The organism is Micromonospora sp. WMMD730, assembly GCF_049178955.1.
Classification (GTDB): Bacteria; Actinomycetota; Actinomycetes; order Mycobacteriales; family Micromonosporaceae; genus Micromonospora; species Micromonospora wenchangensis.
The window spans coordinates 235401-248645 of the sequence record NZ_JBMHML010000002.1; the positions used below are offsets into that span (position 1 = coordinate 235401).

12 protein-coding genes are annotated in these 13245 nt (G+C 72.8%); 6 read left to right on the forward strand and 6 right to left on the reverse strand.

The features are described from left to right. Window positions 1–45: 45 nt before the first annotated feature. Genes ACN265_RS01110 through ACN265_RS01120 form a run of 3 tightly spaced genes read left to right on the forward strand, consistent with a single transcriptional unit; the run spans window position 46 to window position 1398 of the window. Complete coding sequence (locus tag ACN265_RS01110) at window positions 46–450, forward strand: helix-turn-helix domain-containing protein (protein ID WP_420116981.1); 405 nt, start codon at window positions 46–48, stop codon at window positions 448–450. 35 nt (window positions 451–485) lie between these two features. Then, the gene (locus tag ACN265_RS01115) at window positions 486–905 is read left to right on the forward strand and encodes a VOC family protein (protein WP_204924674.1); all 420 of its coding nucleotides are present in this window, start codon (window positions 486–488) and stop codon (window positions 903–905) included. A 58-nt stretch (window positions 906–963) separates the two neighbouring features. Further along, entirely contained in the window at window positions 964–1398 is a 435-nt protein-coding gene (locus ACN265_RS01120) for an ASCH domain-containing protein (RefSeq protein WP_421405757.1), read from the forward strand. A gap of 30 nt (window positions 1399–1428) precedes the next feature. On the opposite strand, the gene ACN265_RS01125 is transcribed toward ACN265_RS01120, so the two are convergent. Together ACN265_RS01125 and ACN265_RS01130 are read right to left on the reverse strand one after the other, a co-directional pair. Continuing rightward, complete coding sequence (locus ACN265_RS01125) at window positions 1429–2124, reverse strand: hypothetical protein (protein WP_421405758.1); 696 nt, start codon at window positions 2122–2124, stop codon at window positions 1429–1431. A 138-nt stretch (window positions 2125–2262) separates the two neighbouring features. After that, window positions 2263–2811 (reverse strand): hypothetical protein, encoded by a 549-nt coding sequence (locus tag ACN265_RS01130; protein WP_421405760.1) that lies wholly within the window; start codon window positions 2809–2811, stop codon window positions 2263–2265. Window positions 2812–2979: 168 nt separating this feature from the next. Between ACN265_RS01130 and ACN265_RS01135 the strand changes: the two genes are divergently transcribed. Continuing rightward, window positions 2980–5367: a M4 family metallopeptidase gene (locus ACN265_RS01135; protein WP_420116985.1), complete on the forward strand. Its 2388-nt coding sequence runs from the start codon at window positions 2980–2982 to the stop codon at window positions 5365–5367. 105 nt (window positions 5368–5472) lie between these two features. Beyond that, complete coding sequence (locus ACN265_RS01140) at window positions 5473–6237, forward strand: enoyl-CoA hydratase/isomerase family protein (RefSeq protein WP_420116986.1); 765 nt, start codon at window positions 5473–5475, stop codon at window positions 6235–6237. Between the two features lie 201 nt (window positions 6238–6438). Here the strand turns inward: ACN265_RS01140 and ACN265_RS01145 are convergent, their stop codons facing one another. Both ACN265_RS01145 and ACN265_RS01150 read right to left on the reverse strand, forming a co-directional pair. Beyond that, entirely contained in the window at window positions 6439–6882 is a 444-nt protein-coding gene (locus ACN265_RS01145) for an HNH endonuclease (RefSeq protein WP_421405761.1), read from the reverse strand. Between the two features lie 385 nt (window positions 6883–7267). Beyond that, on the reverse strand, window positions 7268–8233 hold the full coding sequence (locus ACN265_RS01150) for a hypothetical protein (RefSeq protein WP_421405763.1): 966 nt from the start codon (window positions 8231–8233) through the stop codon (window positions 7268–7270). 221 nt (window positions 8234–8454) lie between these two features. On the opposite strand from ACN265_RS01150, the gene adhE reads away from it, so the two are divergent. Then, the gene (gene adhE, locus ACN265_RS01155) at window positions 8455–11028 is read left to right on the forward strand and encodes a bifunctional acetaldehyde-CoA/alcohol dehydrogenase (RefSeq protein ID WP_421405764.1); all 2574 of its coding nucleotides are present in this window, start codon (window positions 8455–8457) and stop codon (window positions 11026–11028) included. A gap of 48 nt (window positions 11029–11076) precedes the next feature. Here adhE and ACN265_RS01160 read toward each other — a convergent pair whose 3' ends face one another. Together ACN265_RS01160 and ACN265_RS01165 are read right to left on the reverse strand one after the other, a co-directional pair. After that, window positions 11077–12603, reverse strand: coding sequence for a hydroxysqualene dehydroxylase (locus ACN265_RS01160; protein ID WP_420116990.1), 1527 nt, complete (start codon window positions 12601–12603; stop codon window positions 11077–11079). Between the two features lie 58 nt (window positions 12604–12661). Further along, the gene (locus ACN265_RS01165) at window positions 12662–13186 is read right to left on the reverse strand and encodes an MSMEG_6728 family protein (protein ID WP_421405766.1); all 525 of its coding nucleotides are present in this window, start codon (window positions 13184–13186) and stop codon (window positions 12662–12664) included. Window positions 13187–13245 lie beyond the last annotated feature (59 nt).

Genomic DNA, 13245 nt, shown 5'->3' on the forward strand with positions numbered 1-13245 from the left:
CTGGGTAGCCTGGTCGGCGCGAACGGGGACGACGGGCGGGGGCCGATGAGTCGTGCGGTGGAGCAGTCGAACCGGGCCATGTTGCGGGCCCGGGACGCGATGGACCGGGCGTACGCCGAACCGCTGGACATCCCGGCGCTGGCCCGGATCGCGCTGGTGTCCGAGGCGCACTTCATCCGCACCTTCCGGGCCACCTTCGGTGAGACCCCGCACCGCTACCTGCAACGACGTCGGGTGGAACGGGCGATGTCGATGCTGGTGGAGACCGGCCGGGACGTCACCGACATCTGTTACGCCGTCGGGTTCAGCAGTCTCGGCTCGTTCAGCCGCACCTTCCGGCAGATCGTCGGTGAGTCACCCAGCGAATACCGCAGTCGCCGGTCGGCCGGCGACGCGACGGTGCCGAGCTGCTTCACCAAAGCCTGGACCAGGCCCAGCAGTTTTGGATAAGCGGCAGGTCAGCGGCCTGACATAGCGTTCCGGGCATGACGATGAACGCGATCACCCGCTCCCAGCTCTACGTCCTCGACCAGGACGAGGCGCTCGACTTCTACGTCGGCAAGCTGGGCTTCGAGGTCAACACCGACCAGGATCTGGGTTTCATGCGGTGGCTGACGGTCAACGTGCCCGGCGACCCGCAGCGGGAGGTGCTGCTGGAGAAGCCGGGCCCGCCCGCGCTGGACCCGGCGACTGCCGAGCAGGTCCGGGAGTTGCTGACCAAGGGCGCGATCGGCGGGTGGCTGAGCATCACCACCGACGACGCCCGCAAGACGTACGAGGACCTGGTCGGCAAGGGTGTCGACATCACCGACGAGCCGACCGAGCGCCCGTACGGCATCGACTTCGGCATCCGGGACCCGTTCGGCAACCGGATCCGCATCGGCCAGATGTTCCCCCGGGCCTGACCCGGCATCGCGGGTATTGCGGATGTGGGCGGTGGGGTCGCCGGGCTACTGTCGCCCGGTGACCACACCGAGCCCTACCGACCTGCCCAAGTGCGAGTTCGCCTTCCCCGGCCCGCTGCGTGACCAGCTCGTGGCCGCAGTGTTGAGCGGGGCGAAGACCTCCACCACGGGCCTGTTGCAGGACTACGGGCGCGACGACGAGCCGTTGCCGGCCGTGGGCGACCGGGCGGTGGTGGTCGATTCCGCCGACCGGCCGGTCGCGGTGATCGAGGTGACCGGGGTGCGGGTGGTCCGGCTCGGCGACGTCGACCTCGACCACGCCCGCGACGAGGGGGAGGGGTACGACTCGGTGGCGGCCTGGCGGGCCGGGCACGAGGATTACTGGCACGGGTCGGACTACCTGGGTTGGCTGGGTGATGCCGGGTTCCGGGTGGACGACGACACCCTCGCCGTCGTCGAACGCTTCCGGGTGGTGCCGGGCGTCACCGGCTGACCCGGCGCGGCCGGGACGGTGGCGGGCCGGTCAGCCGGTGGTCTGTTCCAGCTCGTCGCGGATGGTGAGGAAATCCTCCTTGCGGTCCGGCTGTTTGGTGGCGGTCAGGAAGACCACCACCCCGGCGACCTCCGGGTCGGCCCAGGCGCAGGCGGTGAGGTGGCCCTCGTCGGCGGTCCGTCCGCGCCCGCACCGGGCCTCGCCGCCGTACCGGCCGAACTCCACCGACCGGGGCTTCGGAATCCGGTACGGCTTGAGCAGCCGGTCCAGCATGGCCTGCGGGTCGGGGACGGTGCCCGAGACGGCGCTCACCACGATCGTCTCCGGGCTGCGTCGGCCCCGCCCGTAGACCGCCTCGACGGTGCTGGTGGCCGGCGTGGCCTCGCGGGTCAGCTCGTTGAGCCGGAACCGGGGCAGCCCGGCGGGCAGTGGCGTACCCGAGCGGGGCAGCCCCAGCAGGGTGTCCGGGGTCCGCAACGTCCGCGCCACAGGTGTCGGGGTGGGCGCGGAGGTCCGTTCGACGTCGGCGACCGCGCACCCGGTGGCCAGGACGGTGGCGACCACCGCCGGCAGCAACCCGATCCGGCCGAGCAGCCGGCGCGGGCCGACCGGACCGGCCGTGCGCGGCAGGCCGGGGCGCAGACGCGGGCCGGTCGGCTGCGGCGGGCGGTGTGCAACGGTCGGGCCGGACCGGTGGCCCGGACCGGCGGGTCGTCTCTTCGGCACAACGCTCCTCGCACGAATCGGAGCGGGTAGGTTATCCGACCAGTGTCACCCCGGGGTGGCGTCCGCCCACGCAGGCCGCCGTGAGCCGCGCCACCGGCGACGCAACCGGTGGCCGGCTCGCAGGAGGCGACCTCGTGGTCAGCCGGTGGTGGTGGTCTTCAGCAGCAGCGCGGCCAGTTCCCGCGTGGCGTCCGGTGGTCGCGGGCCGGTCGGGCAGTCGGTCCAGTCGACGCGGGTCGCCCCCACGATGAGCTGATAGCGGTACGTGTCGGCGCAGCCGTCGTCGGACGGGACGCCGGCATGGTCGCGGGTGGCCGGGCCGACGAGCATCCGGAGCCGGTCGAGGGCCGCCGCGTCGAGCCGGCCGGTACGCGTCGCGCCGGCCCGGTCGGTCGTGGTCCACCGGCCGTCGGGCTCGACGGTCACCGTGTCCCGGTTCCCGGCGAAGCCGCCCGAACGGGTCAGGGTGACCCGGTCCGCGCCGGCCCCCCGGGCACCGGGGTCGCCGGGCATCCCGGTCGACGGGTTTGCGGCCCCGGTCGGGGTGCCTGGGGTGGTGGTCCCGTCGGAGGTCGCAGCGGTCGTGGCCGCTGGTGGCGCGGGGGTTCCCGGCTCGGCCGCCGAGCAGCCGGTCAGTAGCGCGGCGGCGGTCGTGACGGCGGCCAGGACCAGAGCGGATGATCTCATCCCGATGGGACGTGCATCGACGTCAATCGGTTCCCTGGGCAGGGCCCCTCCTCCGTTCGGCCAGTGTCGTGTCATGGAACCGCTCCATCCCTTCTCTTTTCCCGGGTGTATCGCTATATCTACATGCGTGACTACCCCCGTCACATCTTTCCCTTGCCAGGAGGGCACGTGAAAAGACCCCTCGCCGCCGTCAGCGCAGCTCTGCTCACCAGCGGAATGCTGACCTGCGTCGCCACCGCAGCGCACGCGGCTCCCCCCGCCCCCGCCCCCGATGCCGCCCCCGCCGCCCGCGCCGAGAGTCTGCTGCGCAGCAACCCGGGCGCGGTCCAGGGCACCAGCGCGGAGGCGTACCAGGCGGTCCGCACCAAGGTCGATGCCAACGGCGCGGCGCACACCCGCTACACCCGTACCTACCAGGGGCTGCGGGTGTACGGCGGTGACTTCGTCATCCACACCGCGCCCAACGGCACCCTCGCCGGCACCTCCGTCGGCCTGGCCGCCCCGCTGACCCTCGGCACCACCGCCAAGATCAGCCCGGCGGCGGCCGCCGCGACGTCCCGCAAGGCGTTCTCCGGCAAGATCACCGAGGTGGGCGCGCCGGAACTCTTCGTCGACGCCACCTCCGGCAAGGGCCGGCTCGCCTGGGAGACCGTGCTGTCCGGCTGGAAGGCCGACCAGCAGACCCCGTCGAAGCTGCACGTGATCACCGACGCCGTCACCGGCCGGGTCATCGGCGCGCACGACGAGATCGAGTCGGTGGTCGGCAGCGGCCAGGGCATCTACACCGGCTCGGTCAGCATCGACACCACGCTCTCCGGCAGCACCTACCAGATGATCGACCCGTCGCACGGCAACGGCCGTACCTGCGACATGAACAACGGCACCAGCACCTGCACCACGTTCACCGACGCCGACAACGCCTGGGGCGACGGCACCAACGCCAACCGGCAGTCCGCCGGCGTCGACGCCCACTTCGGCGCGGCCAAGACGTTCGACTACTTCAAGAACGTGCACGGCCGCAACGGCATCTTCGGCAACGGCGCGGGCGTGCCGAGCCGGGTCCACTACGGCCGCAACTACATCAACGCCTTCTGGGACGGCGCCCAGATGACCTACGGCGACGGCGCCAGCAACTCCCGGCCGCTGGTCTCCCTCGACGTGGCCGGCCACGAGATGAGCCACGGCGTCACCGAGGCCGTCTCCGGCCTGGTCTACTCCGGCGAGTCGGGCGGCCTCAACGAGTCCACCAGCGACATCTTCGGCAACATGGTCGAGTTCTACGCCGCCGCGCCGAGCGACCCGGGCGACTACCAGGTCGGCGAGAAGATCAACATCAACGGCAACGGCACCCCGCTGCGCTACATGTACAACCCGTCGCTGGACGGCTCGTCCGACTCGTGCTGGAGCACCAGCACCAAGAACAAGGACGTGCACTACTCCTCCGGCGTCGGCAACCACTTCTTCTTCAACCTCGCCGAGGGCACCGGCGCCACGTCGTACGGCACCTCGCCGGTCTGCGGCTCCGCCCCGGCGGTCACCGGCATCGGCCGGGAGAAGGCCGAGAAGATCTGGTTCCGCGCCCTGGACGTGTACTTCACCTCCAACACGTCGTACGTCAACACCAGCACCCCGGCCAACACCGCCCGCGCGTACAGCCTCAAGGCGGCGACCGACCTGTACGGCAGCTGCTCCACCGAGTACAAGGCCGTCCAGGCGGCGTGGACCGCGGTCAACGTCGCCGGCAGCGACGCCCCCTGCTCCTCCACCGGTAACGACTTCTCCGTCTCGCTCTCCCCGACCTCCGGTTCGGTGACCGCGGGCGGTTCGGTCGCCACCACCGTCGCCACCGCGACCACCAGCGGCACCGCGCAGACCGTGACGTTCTCCGCGTCCGGCCTGCCGACCGGCGCGACCGCGACGTTCAGCCCGGCCTCGGTGACCTCGGGTGCCGCGTCGACCCTGACCATCGCCACCTCGGCCAGCACCCCGGCCGGCAGCTACCCGGTGACGGTCACCGGCACCGGCGCGGTGGCCCACTCGGCCAGCTACACGCTGGTCGTGAGCAGCGTCGGTGGCAGCTGCACCGCCGGCCAGCTCCTGGGCAACCCCGGCTTCGAGTCCGGCAACACGGTCTGGGCGGCCAGCACGGGCGTCATCGGGCAGAACGGCGCCAGCCAGCCCACCCACGGTGGCACCTGGAACGCCTGGCTGGGCGGCACCGGTGGCACCCTGACCGAGACGCTCTCCCAGTCGGTGAGCGTGCCGGCGGGCTGCTCGACGTACAACTTCAGCTTCTGGCTGCACATCGACTCGCGGGAGGTCAGCACGACCACCGCGTACGACAAGCTGACCGTGCAGGTGCTCAACTCCTCCGGCACCGTGCTGGCGACCCTGGCGACCTACTCGAACCTGAACAAGGCCACCGGGTACACCCAGCGCTCGTTCTCGCTGGCCGCGTACGCCGGCCAGAGCGTGACCCTGAAGTTCACCGGCACCGAGGACGCCTCGCTGCGGACGTCCTTCGTGGTCGACGACACCGCGCTCGACGTCTCCTGACCTGACCCCTGCGTCGGTGGGCCCGGCGGCCACCCCTCCTGGGTGGTCGCCGGGCCCGCGCCGTTATGGTCGCCGCACCGGTGACGCGACGAGAGGGGTGCGACGGTGTCGGATGCGGAGTTGGCCGTCGGGGTGACCGGCGCGGTGGCGACGGTGACCATCCGTAACCCCGGCCGGCGCAACGCGATGACCCCGGAGATGTGGCGACGGCTGCCCGTGCTGCTGGACGGGCTGGAGGCCGACCCGGCCGTACGCGCCCTGGTGCTCACCGGCGCCGACGGGGCGTTCTGCGCCGGTGCCGACCTCGGTGACCTCGACGAACTGCTGGACGCCAACGGGGACGTGGGCGACGCGGTCGCCGCCGAGGAACGGTTGGCCGCGTTCGCCAAGCCCACCGTCGCGGCGGTGCAGGGCCCCTGCGTGGGCGGTGGTTGCCTGCTCGCGGTCGCCTGCGACCTGCGGATCGCCGCCCCGGACGCCCGGTTCGGGGTGCCGCCGGCCCGGCTCGGGCTGGTCTACCCGGCCCCCACCACCCGGCGGCTGACCCGGCTCGTCGGCCCGTCCACGGCCAAGTTCCTGATCTTCACCGCCGAGCTGATCGACGCCGAACGGGCGCTGCGGGTCGGCCTGGCCGACGAGGTGGTCGACGACCTGCCCGGCCGGGTGACCGCGATCACCGCCGCCATCGCGGCCCGCTCCCAGCTCAGCATCGCCGCCGCCAAGGAGATCATCGACGACCGGGCCAGCCCGGCCCGGATCGCCTGGTGGCACCGGAAGGCACGGGACAGCGGCGAGGCCCGCGAGGGCGTCGCCGCCCACCACGAACGCCGTCCGCCCGACTTTCCCTGGTCACCGTCCGCCGGTCACTGATCCGGTCCGCCCGGCTGCCACCGTCGGGGTGGGCGCACGATCGTGGATGTAGTGGTAACGGAGCTGACGGATGCCACTACATCCGCGAAAGTGAGCCGATCACGGTGGCGGGGTCTGCGTTCCCGGTGGGGTGGTGAGGGCCGGCGGGCGTCGCACCGGGCGTTCCCCGACGCGACCCCCTGTGCCCGCCGGCCGGTCCGGTCACCGCCCGGCGAGGCCCGCCCAACTCGGCGTCGCCGGTTCCCGCCGCAGCGGCATGTCCGCCTCGGCCGGGGTCCGGTCACCCTTGTGCTGGTTGCACGGGTAACAGGCGGCGGTGGTGTTCCGCCAGGTGTTGCCGCCGCCGCGTGAGCGGGGCAGCACGTGGTCGACGGTGCTGGCCGGCCCGCCGCAGTACGCGCACCGCCCACCGTCGCGACGCAGCACCCCCGCCCGGGACCAGGCCGGGCCGGCGCTGAACCGCCAGCGGGTGACGACGTACCGGACGAGGCGGACCACCCGGGGGACGGGGAAGACCCCGATCACCCGGTCCGGCTCGGCCTCGTGGATCTCGGCGATCCGACGGCACAGCATCCGGATCGCGTGTTGGACGGTGACCCGGTGCAGCGGGCCGAGGTCGGCGTTGATGACGAGGACGGCGTCCACCGGGCTCTCCCTTCGCGGTCGGTGGGTCGATCGGGTCGGCGGGTGGGGTCAGTGGTCCGCAGTGGCGGCGACCCGGACCGGGTCGCCGCCGACGGTCGGCCCGGACGACGAAGGCCGCCCGGTCCTCGGGTGGGACGGGGCGGCCGGCGCGTACGGACACGCGTCAGTCGGGATTCCCGTCCCGGGGATCTTCGGCTCGGCAACCGCCGACGGGTAGCGTCGACCACGCGCTGGTGAGCTGCGGTGACGTCATGCTGTGCTCCCGGTTCGACTGGTTGACCGTGCGTGGATCACGCTATGCGCGGCGGTGCGAGCGGGCAACGTATTTCGATGCCACCCGCCGGCCGTGCCCTCCCCTTGAGAGCTGCCGGACCGGCAGACCCGGTTACGAGCGGACCGACCAGACGGTCACGTCGACCGAGGCCGGCGTCGCCTGGTAGCGGTTGTGGTCGATCCGGACGTAGTTGACCACCGTCGGGTCGCCCGGATCGGGCTGGCAGTAGGTGACCGGGGTGGGTTCGAGCTGTTCGAGGTCGATGCTCGGATACCGCTGCGCCTTCGGGTTCCGGCAGCCCTCGTAGCTGAGGTCGGTCGGGTCGTCGGTCCAGTCGTAGAGGGCGAGCTGGTGGTGCTGCGCCTGGAAGATCAGGGTGCCCGCCCCGGTGCCCCTCGCCACCCGGGGCCTCGGCAGGAAGTAGACCGAGTCGTCGGCGTGCAGGGTCCAGTGCGGTGCACCCGCCGGCGGCACCCAGTCCGGCCCCGCCGGCCCCCGGGTCGGCGTCGGTCCGGCGGTGGGGGTCGGCGCGGGGCCGGTCGTCGGCCCGTCCGGACCCGGGGCCGGGGTCGCCGGGGTGGTGGGTGTCGCTCCGGACGGATCCACGGTGGGTGTCGGCCCGACCGGGGTCGCCGTGACGCCGGGGTCGGCCGACGCGGCGTCGACGGAGGTCGTGGGGGAGGCGCCCCGCGCGTCCGGCGTCCGGTCCGTCGGCCAGGAGAGCACGGTCACCGTACCGACGATCACCAGCAGCAGCGCGGCGATCCCGGCCGGCAGCCGCCAGCGTCGCCAGCGGCGGCGCAGCCCCGGGCCCGACCCGGTGCCGGCGGCTCCGCCCGGTGCGTCGGGTGCGGCCGGGGTCGCCCCCGACGGCAGGGCGGCGGCGTCCGCCGCCGCCCGGGACAGCCGAGGGTCGATCGCGCTGAACAGGGACAACAGCCCGAGCGCGCTCGCGGCGAAGACGCCTGCCAGGCCCACCAGGGCATTGGCCTTGTCGACCCCGATCCGCCAGGCCAGCACCGCCACCCCGATGGCGGCCACGGCGAGCAACGTGTAGGCCTTTCGCGGTCCCGTCATGCGAATCATGGTGGCCGGGGGCGGCGGGGCACGGTGTCGGGTAGGCGACGCTGCGTGGTCACCGCTCGACATCGGGACCTTCGGCTGACCGGACACGCCCGGGACGGCGCGACGACGGGACCTTTGGCCACCGAGGGACGGGTCCTTGCGCCCCACCGCCGAGACGGCTGTCGATGAATGCTGAAGGTGTCCGAGAAGCCGCCAACCGCCGAGGTGAAAGCATGTCGACCGAACTCGCCACCACGATCGACGCCCTGGTCGCCGACGGCCTCAAGGCCCTGGCCGACTACGACCGGTACGACCAGGAGCAGATCGACCACATCGTCCGCAAGGCGTCGGTGGCCGCGCTGGACCGGCACGCCGCCCTCGCCCAGCTCGCCGTAGCCGAGACCGGTCGGGGGGTGTTCGAGGACAAGGCGGTGAAGAACATCTTCGCCTGCGAGCACGTCACGCACAGCATGGCGAAGACCCGCACCGTCGGGGTGATCGCCCGGGACGAGATCAGCGGCATCGTCGAGATCGCCGACCCGGTGGGCGTGGTCGCCGGGATCACCCCGGTCACCAACCCCACCTCGACCACCATCTTCAAGGCGCTGCTGGCGCTCAAGACCCGCAACCCGATCATCTTCGCCTTCCACCCGGCGGCGCAGCGGTGCAGCGTCGAGGCCGCCCGCACGGTACGCGACGCGGCCGTCGCCGCCGGGGCCCCGGAGCACTGCATACAGTGGATCGAGGAGCCGTCGGTCGAGGCGACCACCGCGCTGATGCACCACCCCGGGGTCGCCACCATCCTCGCCACCGGCGGCAACGCCATGGTGCGGGCCGCGTACTCGGCGGGGAAGCCGGCGCTCGGCGTGGGCGCGGGGAACGTACCGGCCTGGATCGAGGCGACCGCCAAGCTCAAGCGCGCGGTCAACGACGTCGTGCTGTCCAAGTCGTTCGACAACGGCATGATCTGCGCCTCCGAGCAGGCCGTCATCCTCGACGCGGCGATCCACGACGCCGCCATCGCGGAGTTCCGCACCCTGCACGCCCACCTGGCGACCCCGGCGGAGAAGGAGAAGCTGGAGGCGCTGCTCTTCCCAGCCGGCAAGCTCAACCCCGACGTGGTCGGCCGGACCGCCGCCTGGATCGCCGACGCCGCCGGCATCACCGTCGCCCCCGACACCTCGATCATCCTGGTCGCGGTCGACCGGGTCGGCCCCGACGAGCCGCTGACCCGGGAGAAGCTCTGCCCGGTGCTCGCCGTGCTGCGCGCCGACAGCCGCGAACAGGGCCTGCGGTACGCCGAGCAGATGGTCGAGTTCCACGGCCTCGGGCACAGCGCGGTCATCCACACCGCCGACGAGGAGCTGGTGGAGGAGTTCGGCCGCCGGGTCAAGGCGGTCCGGATCATCTGGAACTCGCCCGCCTCGCAGGGCGGCATCGGCGACATGTACAACGCGTTCCTGCCGTCGCTGACGCTGGGCTGCGGCAGCTACGGGCGTACCTCGGTGTCCGACAACGTGTCGGCGGTGAACCTGCTCAACATCAAGCGGATCGGCCGGCGGAACAACAACATGCAGTGGTTCAAGGTCCCGTCGAAGATCTTCTTCGAGGCGAACGCGATCCGCTACCTCGCCGAGATGCCCGACGTGCACCGGGTCACCGTGGTCACCGACGCCACCATGACCCGGCTCGGCTTCGTCGACCGGATCAACCGGGTGCTGCAACGCCGCCCCGAGCGGATCGCCCTGCAGATCATCGACGACGTGGAACCCGAGCCGAGCGTCGACACCGTCGACCGGGGGGCCGCGCTGATGCGGGCCTTCCGCCCGGACACCATCGTCGCCCTCGGTGGCGGCTCGGCGATGGACGCGGCCAAGGTGATGTGGCTGCGCTACGAGCACCCGGACGTGGTCTTCGACGACATGCGGGAGAAGTTCTTCGACATCCGCAAGCGCGCCTTCACCTTCCCCACCCTCGGCGCGCTGGCCCGGCTGGTCTGCGTGCCGACCACGTCGGGCACGGGCGCGGAGGTGACCCCGTTCGCGGTGATCACCGACCACCGCACCGGCAAGAAGTACCCGCTGGCCGACTACGCGCTCACCCCGACCGTGGCGATCGTCGACCCGGTGCTGACCGCCAGCATGCCGGCGACCATCGCCGCCGACAGCGGCTTCGACGCCCTCACCCACGCCATCGAGGCGTACGTGTCGGTGTACGCGAACGACTTCACCGACGGGCTCGCCCTGCACGCCATCCGGCTGATCTTCGGCAATCTGGAACGGGCGGTGGTCGACGCCGACCCCGAGGCGCGGGAACGGATGCACAACGCGGGCACCATCGCCGGGATGGCGTTCGGCAGCGCCTTCCTCGGCATCGTGCACGCCATGTCGCACACCCTCGGCGCGACGTTCCACATCGCCCACGGCCGGACCAACGCGGTGCTGCTGCCGCACGTGATCCGCTACAACGGCACCGTCCCGGCGAAGCTGTCGGGCTGGCCGCGCTACGAGAGCTACCGGGCACCGGAACGGTTCGCCGAGATCGCCGCCCAGCTCGGCCTGCCGGCGGGCACCCCGGCGCAGGGGGTGGCGTCGCTGGCCGAGGCGGTGGAACGGCTGCGCGACGCGGTCGGCATCGAACCGTCGTTCGCCGCGATCGGCGTCGACCGGGCGGCGTTCGAGGCGGCGCTGCCGCAGCAGGCCCTCAACGCCTACGAGGACCAGTGCGCCCCGGCGAACCCCCGGATGCCGATGCTCGACGACATGCAGCAGCTCATGCGGGACGCCTACCAGGGCACGTCGCGCTGACCGGCCGGTCCGCCCGGCCCGACGGGTCGGGCGGGCATCCGGGGCGGTTCACTTCCCGGCGAGCAGTCCCCGGGGGCGGATCGAGCGGACCGGCTCGGTGGCCGCCCCCGCGGCGCGCAGGATGTGGTTGGCGGCGATGATCCCGGTCGCCGCCGACCGTTCCATCAACGCGCTGGGGAAGTCGGTGCCGACGCCGTCCCCGGCCAGGTAGAGGCCCTCGGCGTCGGTGCGTACCCCCGGCCGGCCGGCGTGGCTGCCCGGGGTGAACGCCGGGGCCTGCGCCTCGACCCGGGCGCGCAGCTCCCGCACCCCCAGCCCGGCGACCTCCGGCCAGAGCGCGACCAGTTCGGCGCGCATCCGTTCGGCCAGCTCCTCGGCGGGCACCCCCTCGTCGCAGGCGTACGCGTGCAGCTCCACCACCGCGCCGCCGGTGCGTTGCGCCCACCGGCGGGACTCGTTCTCCAACCGGTGGTAGAGGGTCACCGAGTCCAGAGTGGGCTGGCGGGACACCCCGCTGAACACCGCCCGGTCGGCCCGGACGTCCCCGTCGAGCCAGTACCGCGCCACCGCGTACGGCGGGCCGGGCCGACCGAACGCGGGCATCCGCGCCACCAGCTCGGGCGCCACCGCGACCAGGCCGGGGGAGGCGTCGACCAGCGCCGCCAGCGCGGGCGGGTCGACGGCCAGCACCACCTGCCCGGCGGGGTGGACCGTGCCGTCGGCGGTGGTCACCCGCCAACCGTCCGGCTCCCGGTCCAGCCGGGTGACGGCGGCCCCGGTGCGCACCCGGCCGCCGTGCTTCTCCACGTACCTGGTCAGTGGCTGCCAGATCGCCGTGGCGTAGTCCTCGTCGGGGCAGTCGAACGCCAACCCCTCCGGGTTGCCCAGCAGATAGAAGTGGAACTGGGCGATCATCTCGGCGGCCGACATCTCGGTCTCGTGGTTGAAGAACGAGTGCGAGAAGACCTCGAACAGCATCGCCCGCGCCCGGTCGGGCAGCTTCAGCGAGGCGAGCAGCGCGTCGGCGGTGGTGTCGTCGAACTCGGCGTAGGTGCGCACCGGGTCGTAGCTGAGCAGCGGCAGCGCGGCGTCCCGGTCCATCGTGCGCAGGTCGGCCAGGCGCAGGCTGGGGCTGCGCAGCAGGAGCGCCAGCAGGTTGGCCGGCGGGGCCGGGGGCAGCCTGCCGAACTCCTCGGTGGGCCACTGCGCGGACAGGATCGGGTAGCCGGGGATGGGCTTGAGGAAACCGAGCGTCGGATCGACCCGCCGCAGGATCGACCGCCAGTTGTAGTACTGCCGGAAGAACGCGTGGAAGCCGTGCTCGTTGAGCTGGCTGCCGTCGGCGAGCGCCTCCGGCCACGCGCCGAGCCGCCCGCCCAGCGTCGGCGCGGCCTCCAGCACGGTGACGTCCACCCCGCGTTCGGCGAGCACCACCGCCGCCGACATGCCGGCGATCCCGCCACCCACCACCACGGCCGTGGTCGGTCGGGCCACCCGGGGGGCGCCACCCCCGCCCGGGTCCACCACGTGCTCGCGTACGCCGATGAGCCGACCCAGCTTCTGCGACAGCGCCATGTGCACCTTCCGACCCGAGGGACCCCCAGTCTGCCCGACCAGGGGCGATCCGGCCCGGTCAGACCGGTGCGGTGCCGCCACCGGAGTCGTCGGCGGGGTTCGGCAGCCCGGCGGCGAGCGGGGGACGGTCGGACGGCGGCCAGACGTACTCCAGATCGGACGGCACGTCGCCGAACTGCGGGCGGTAGTGCTCCGGGTCCTTGCGCAGCAGCGCCGAGCGGTGGCTGCGGTGCAGGTCCTCGCGGCCCAGCCAGGGTGGCAGCTCACCGGCGGCGGCCAGCTCGGCCTGGCTGCGGACCCGGCCGTGGCCCCGGGCGGCGGTCAGGTCGGTGACCAGGGTCGACGCGCAGGTGTCCGCCCGGCCCGTCGCCGACCAGACCGCGCACACGTCCAGCCCGTACCGGGTCAACGCCTCCTCGTAGCCGGCCCACATCTTCACCGCCGGGTGGTTGCGCCAGCCGTACCCCGGCCGGGTCAGCCCGCGCAGCACCTGGAGCGCCTCCACCCGCTGCTTGCCCAGCCGCCGCTGGTCGAGGGTCCGCGCGCTGGCCAGAAAGTCCGGGTACGGCAGGAACGTCTGCACGCCCGCTGCTCTACCCGCCGCCACGCCCACCATGCCTGCCCGACCAACCGGCACTGTCC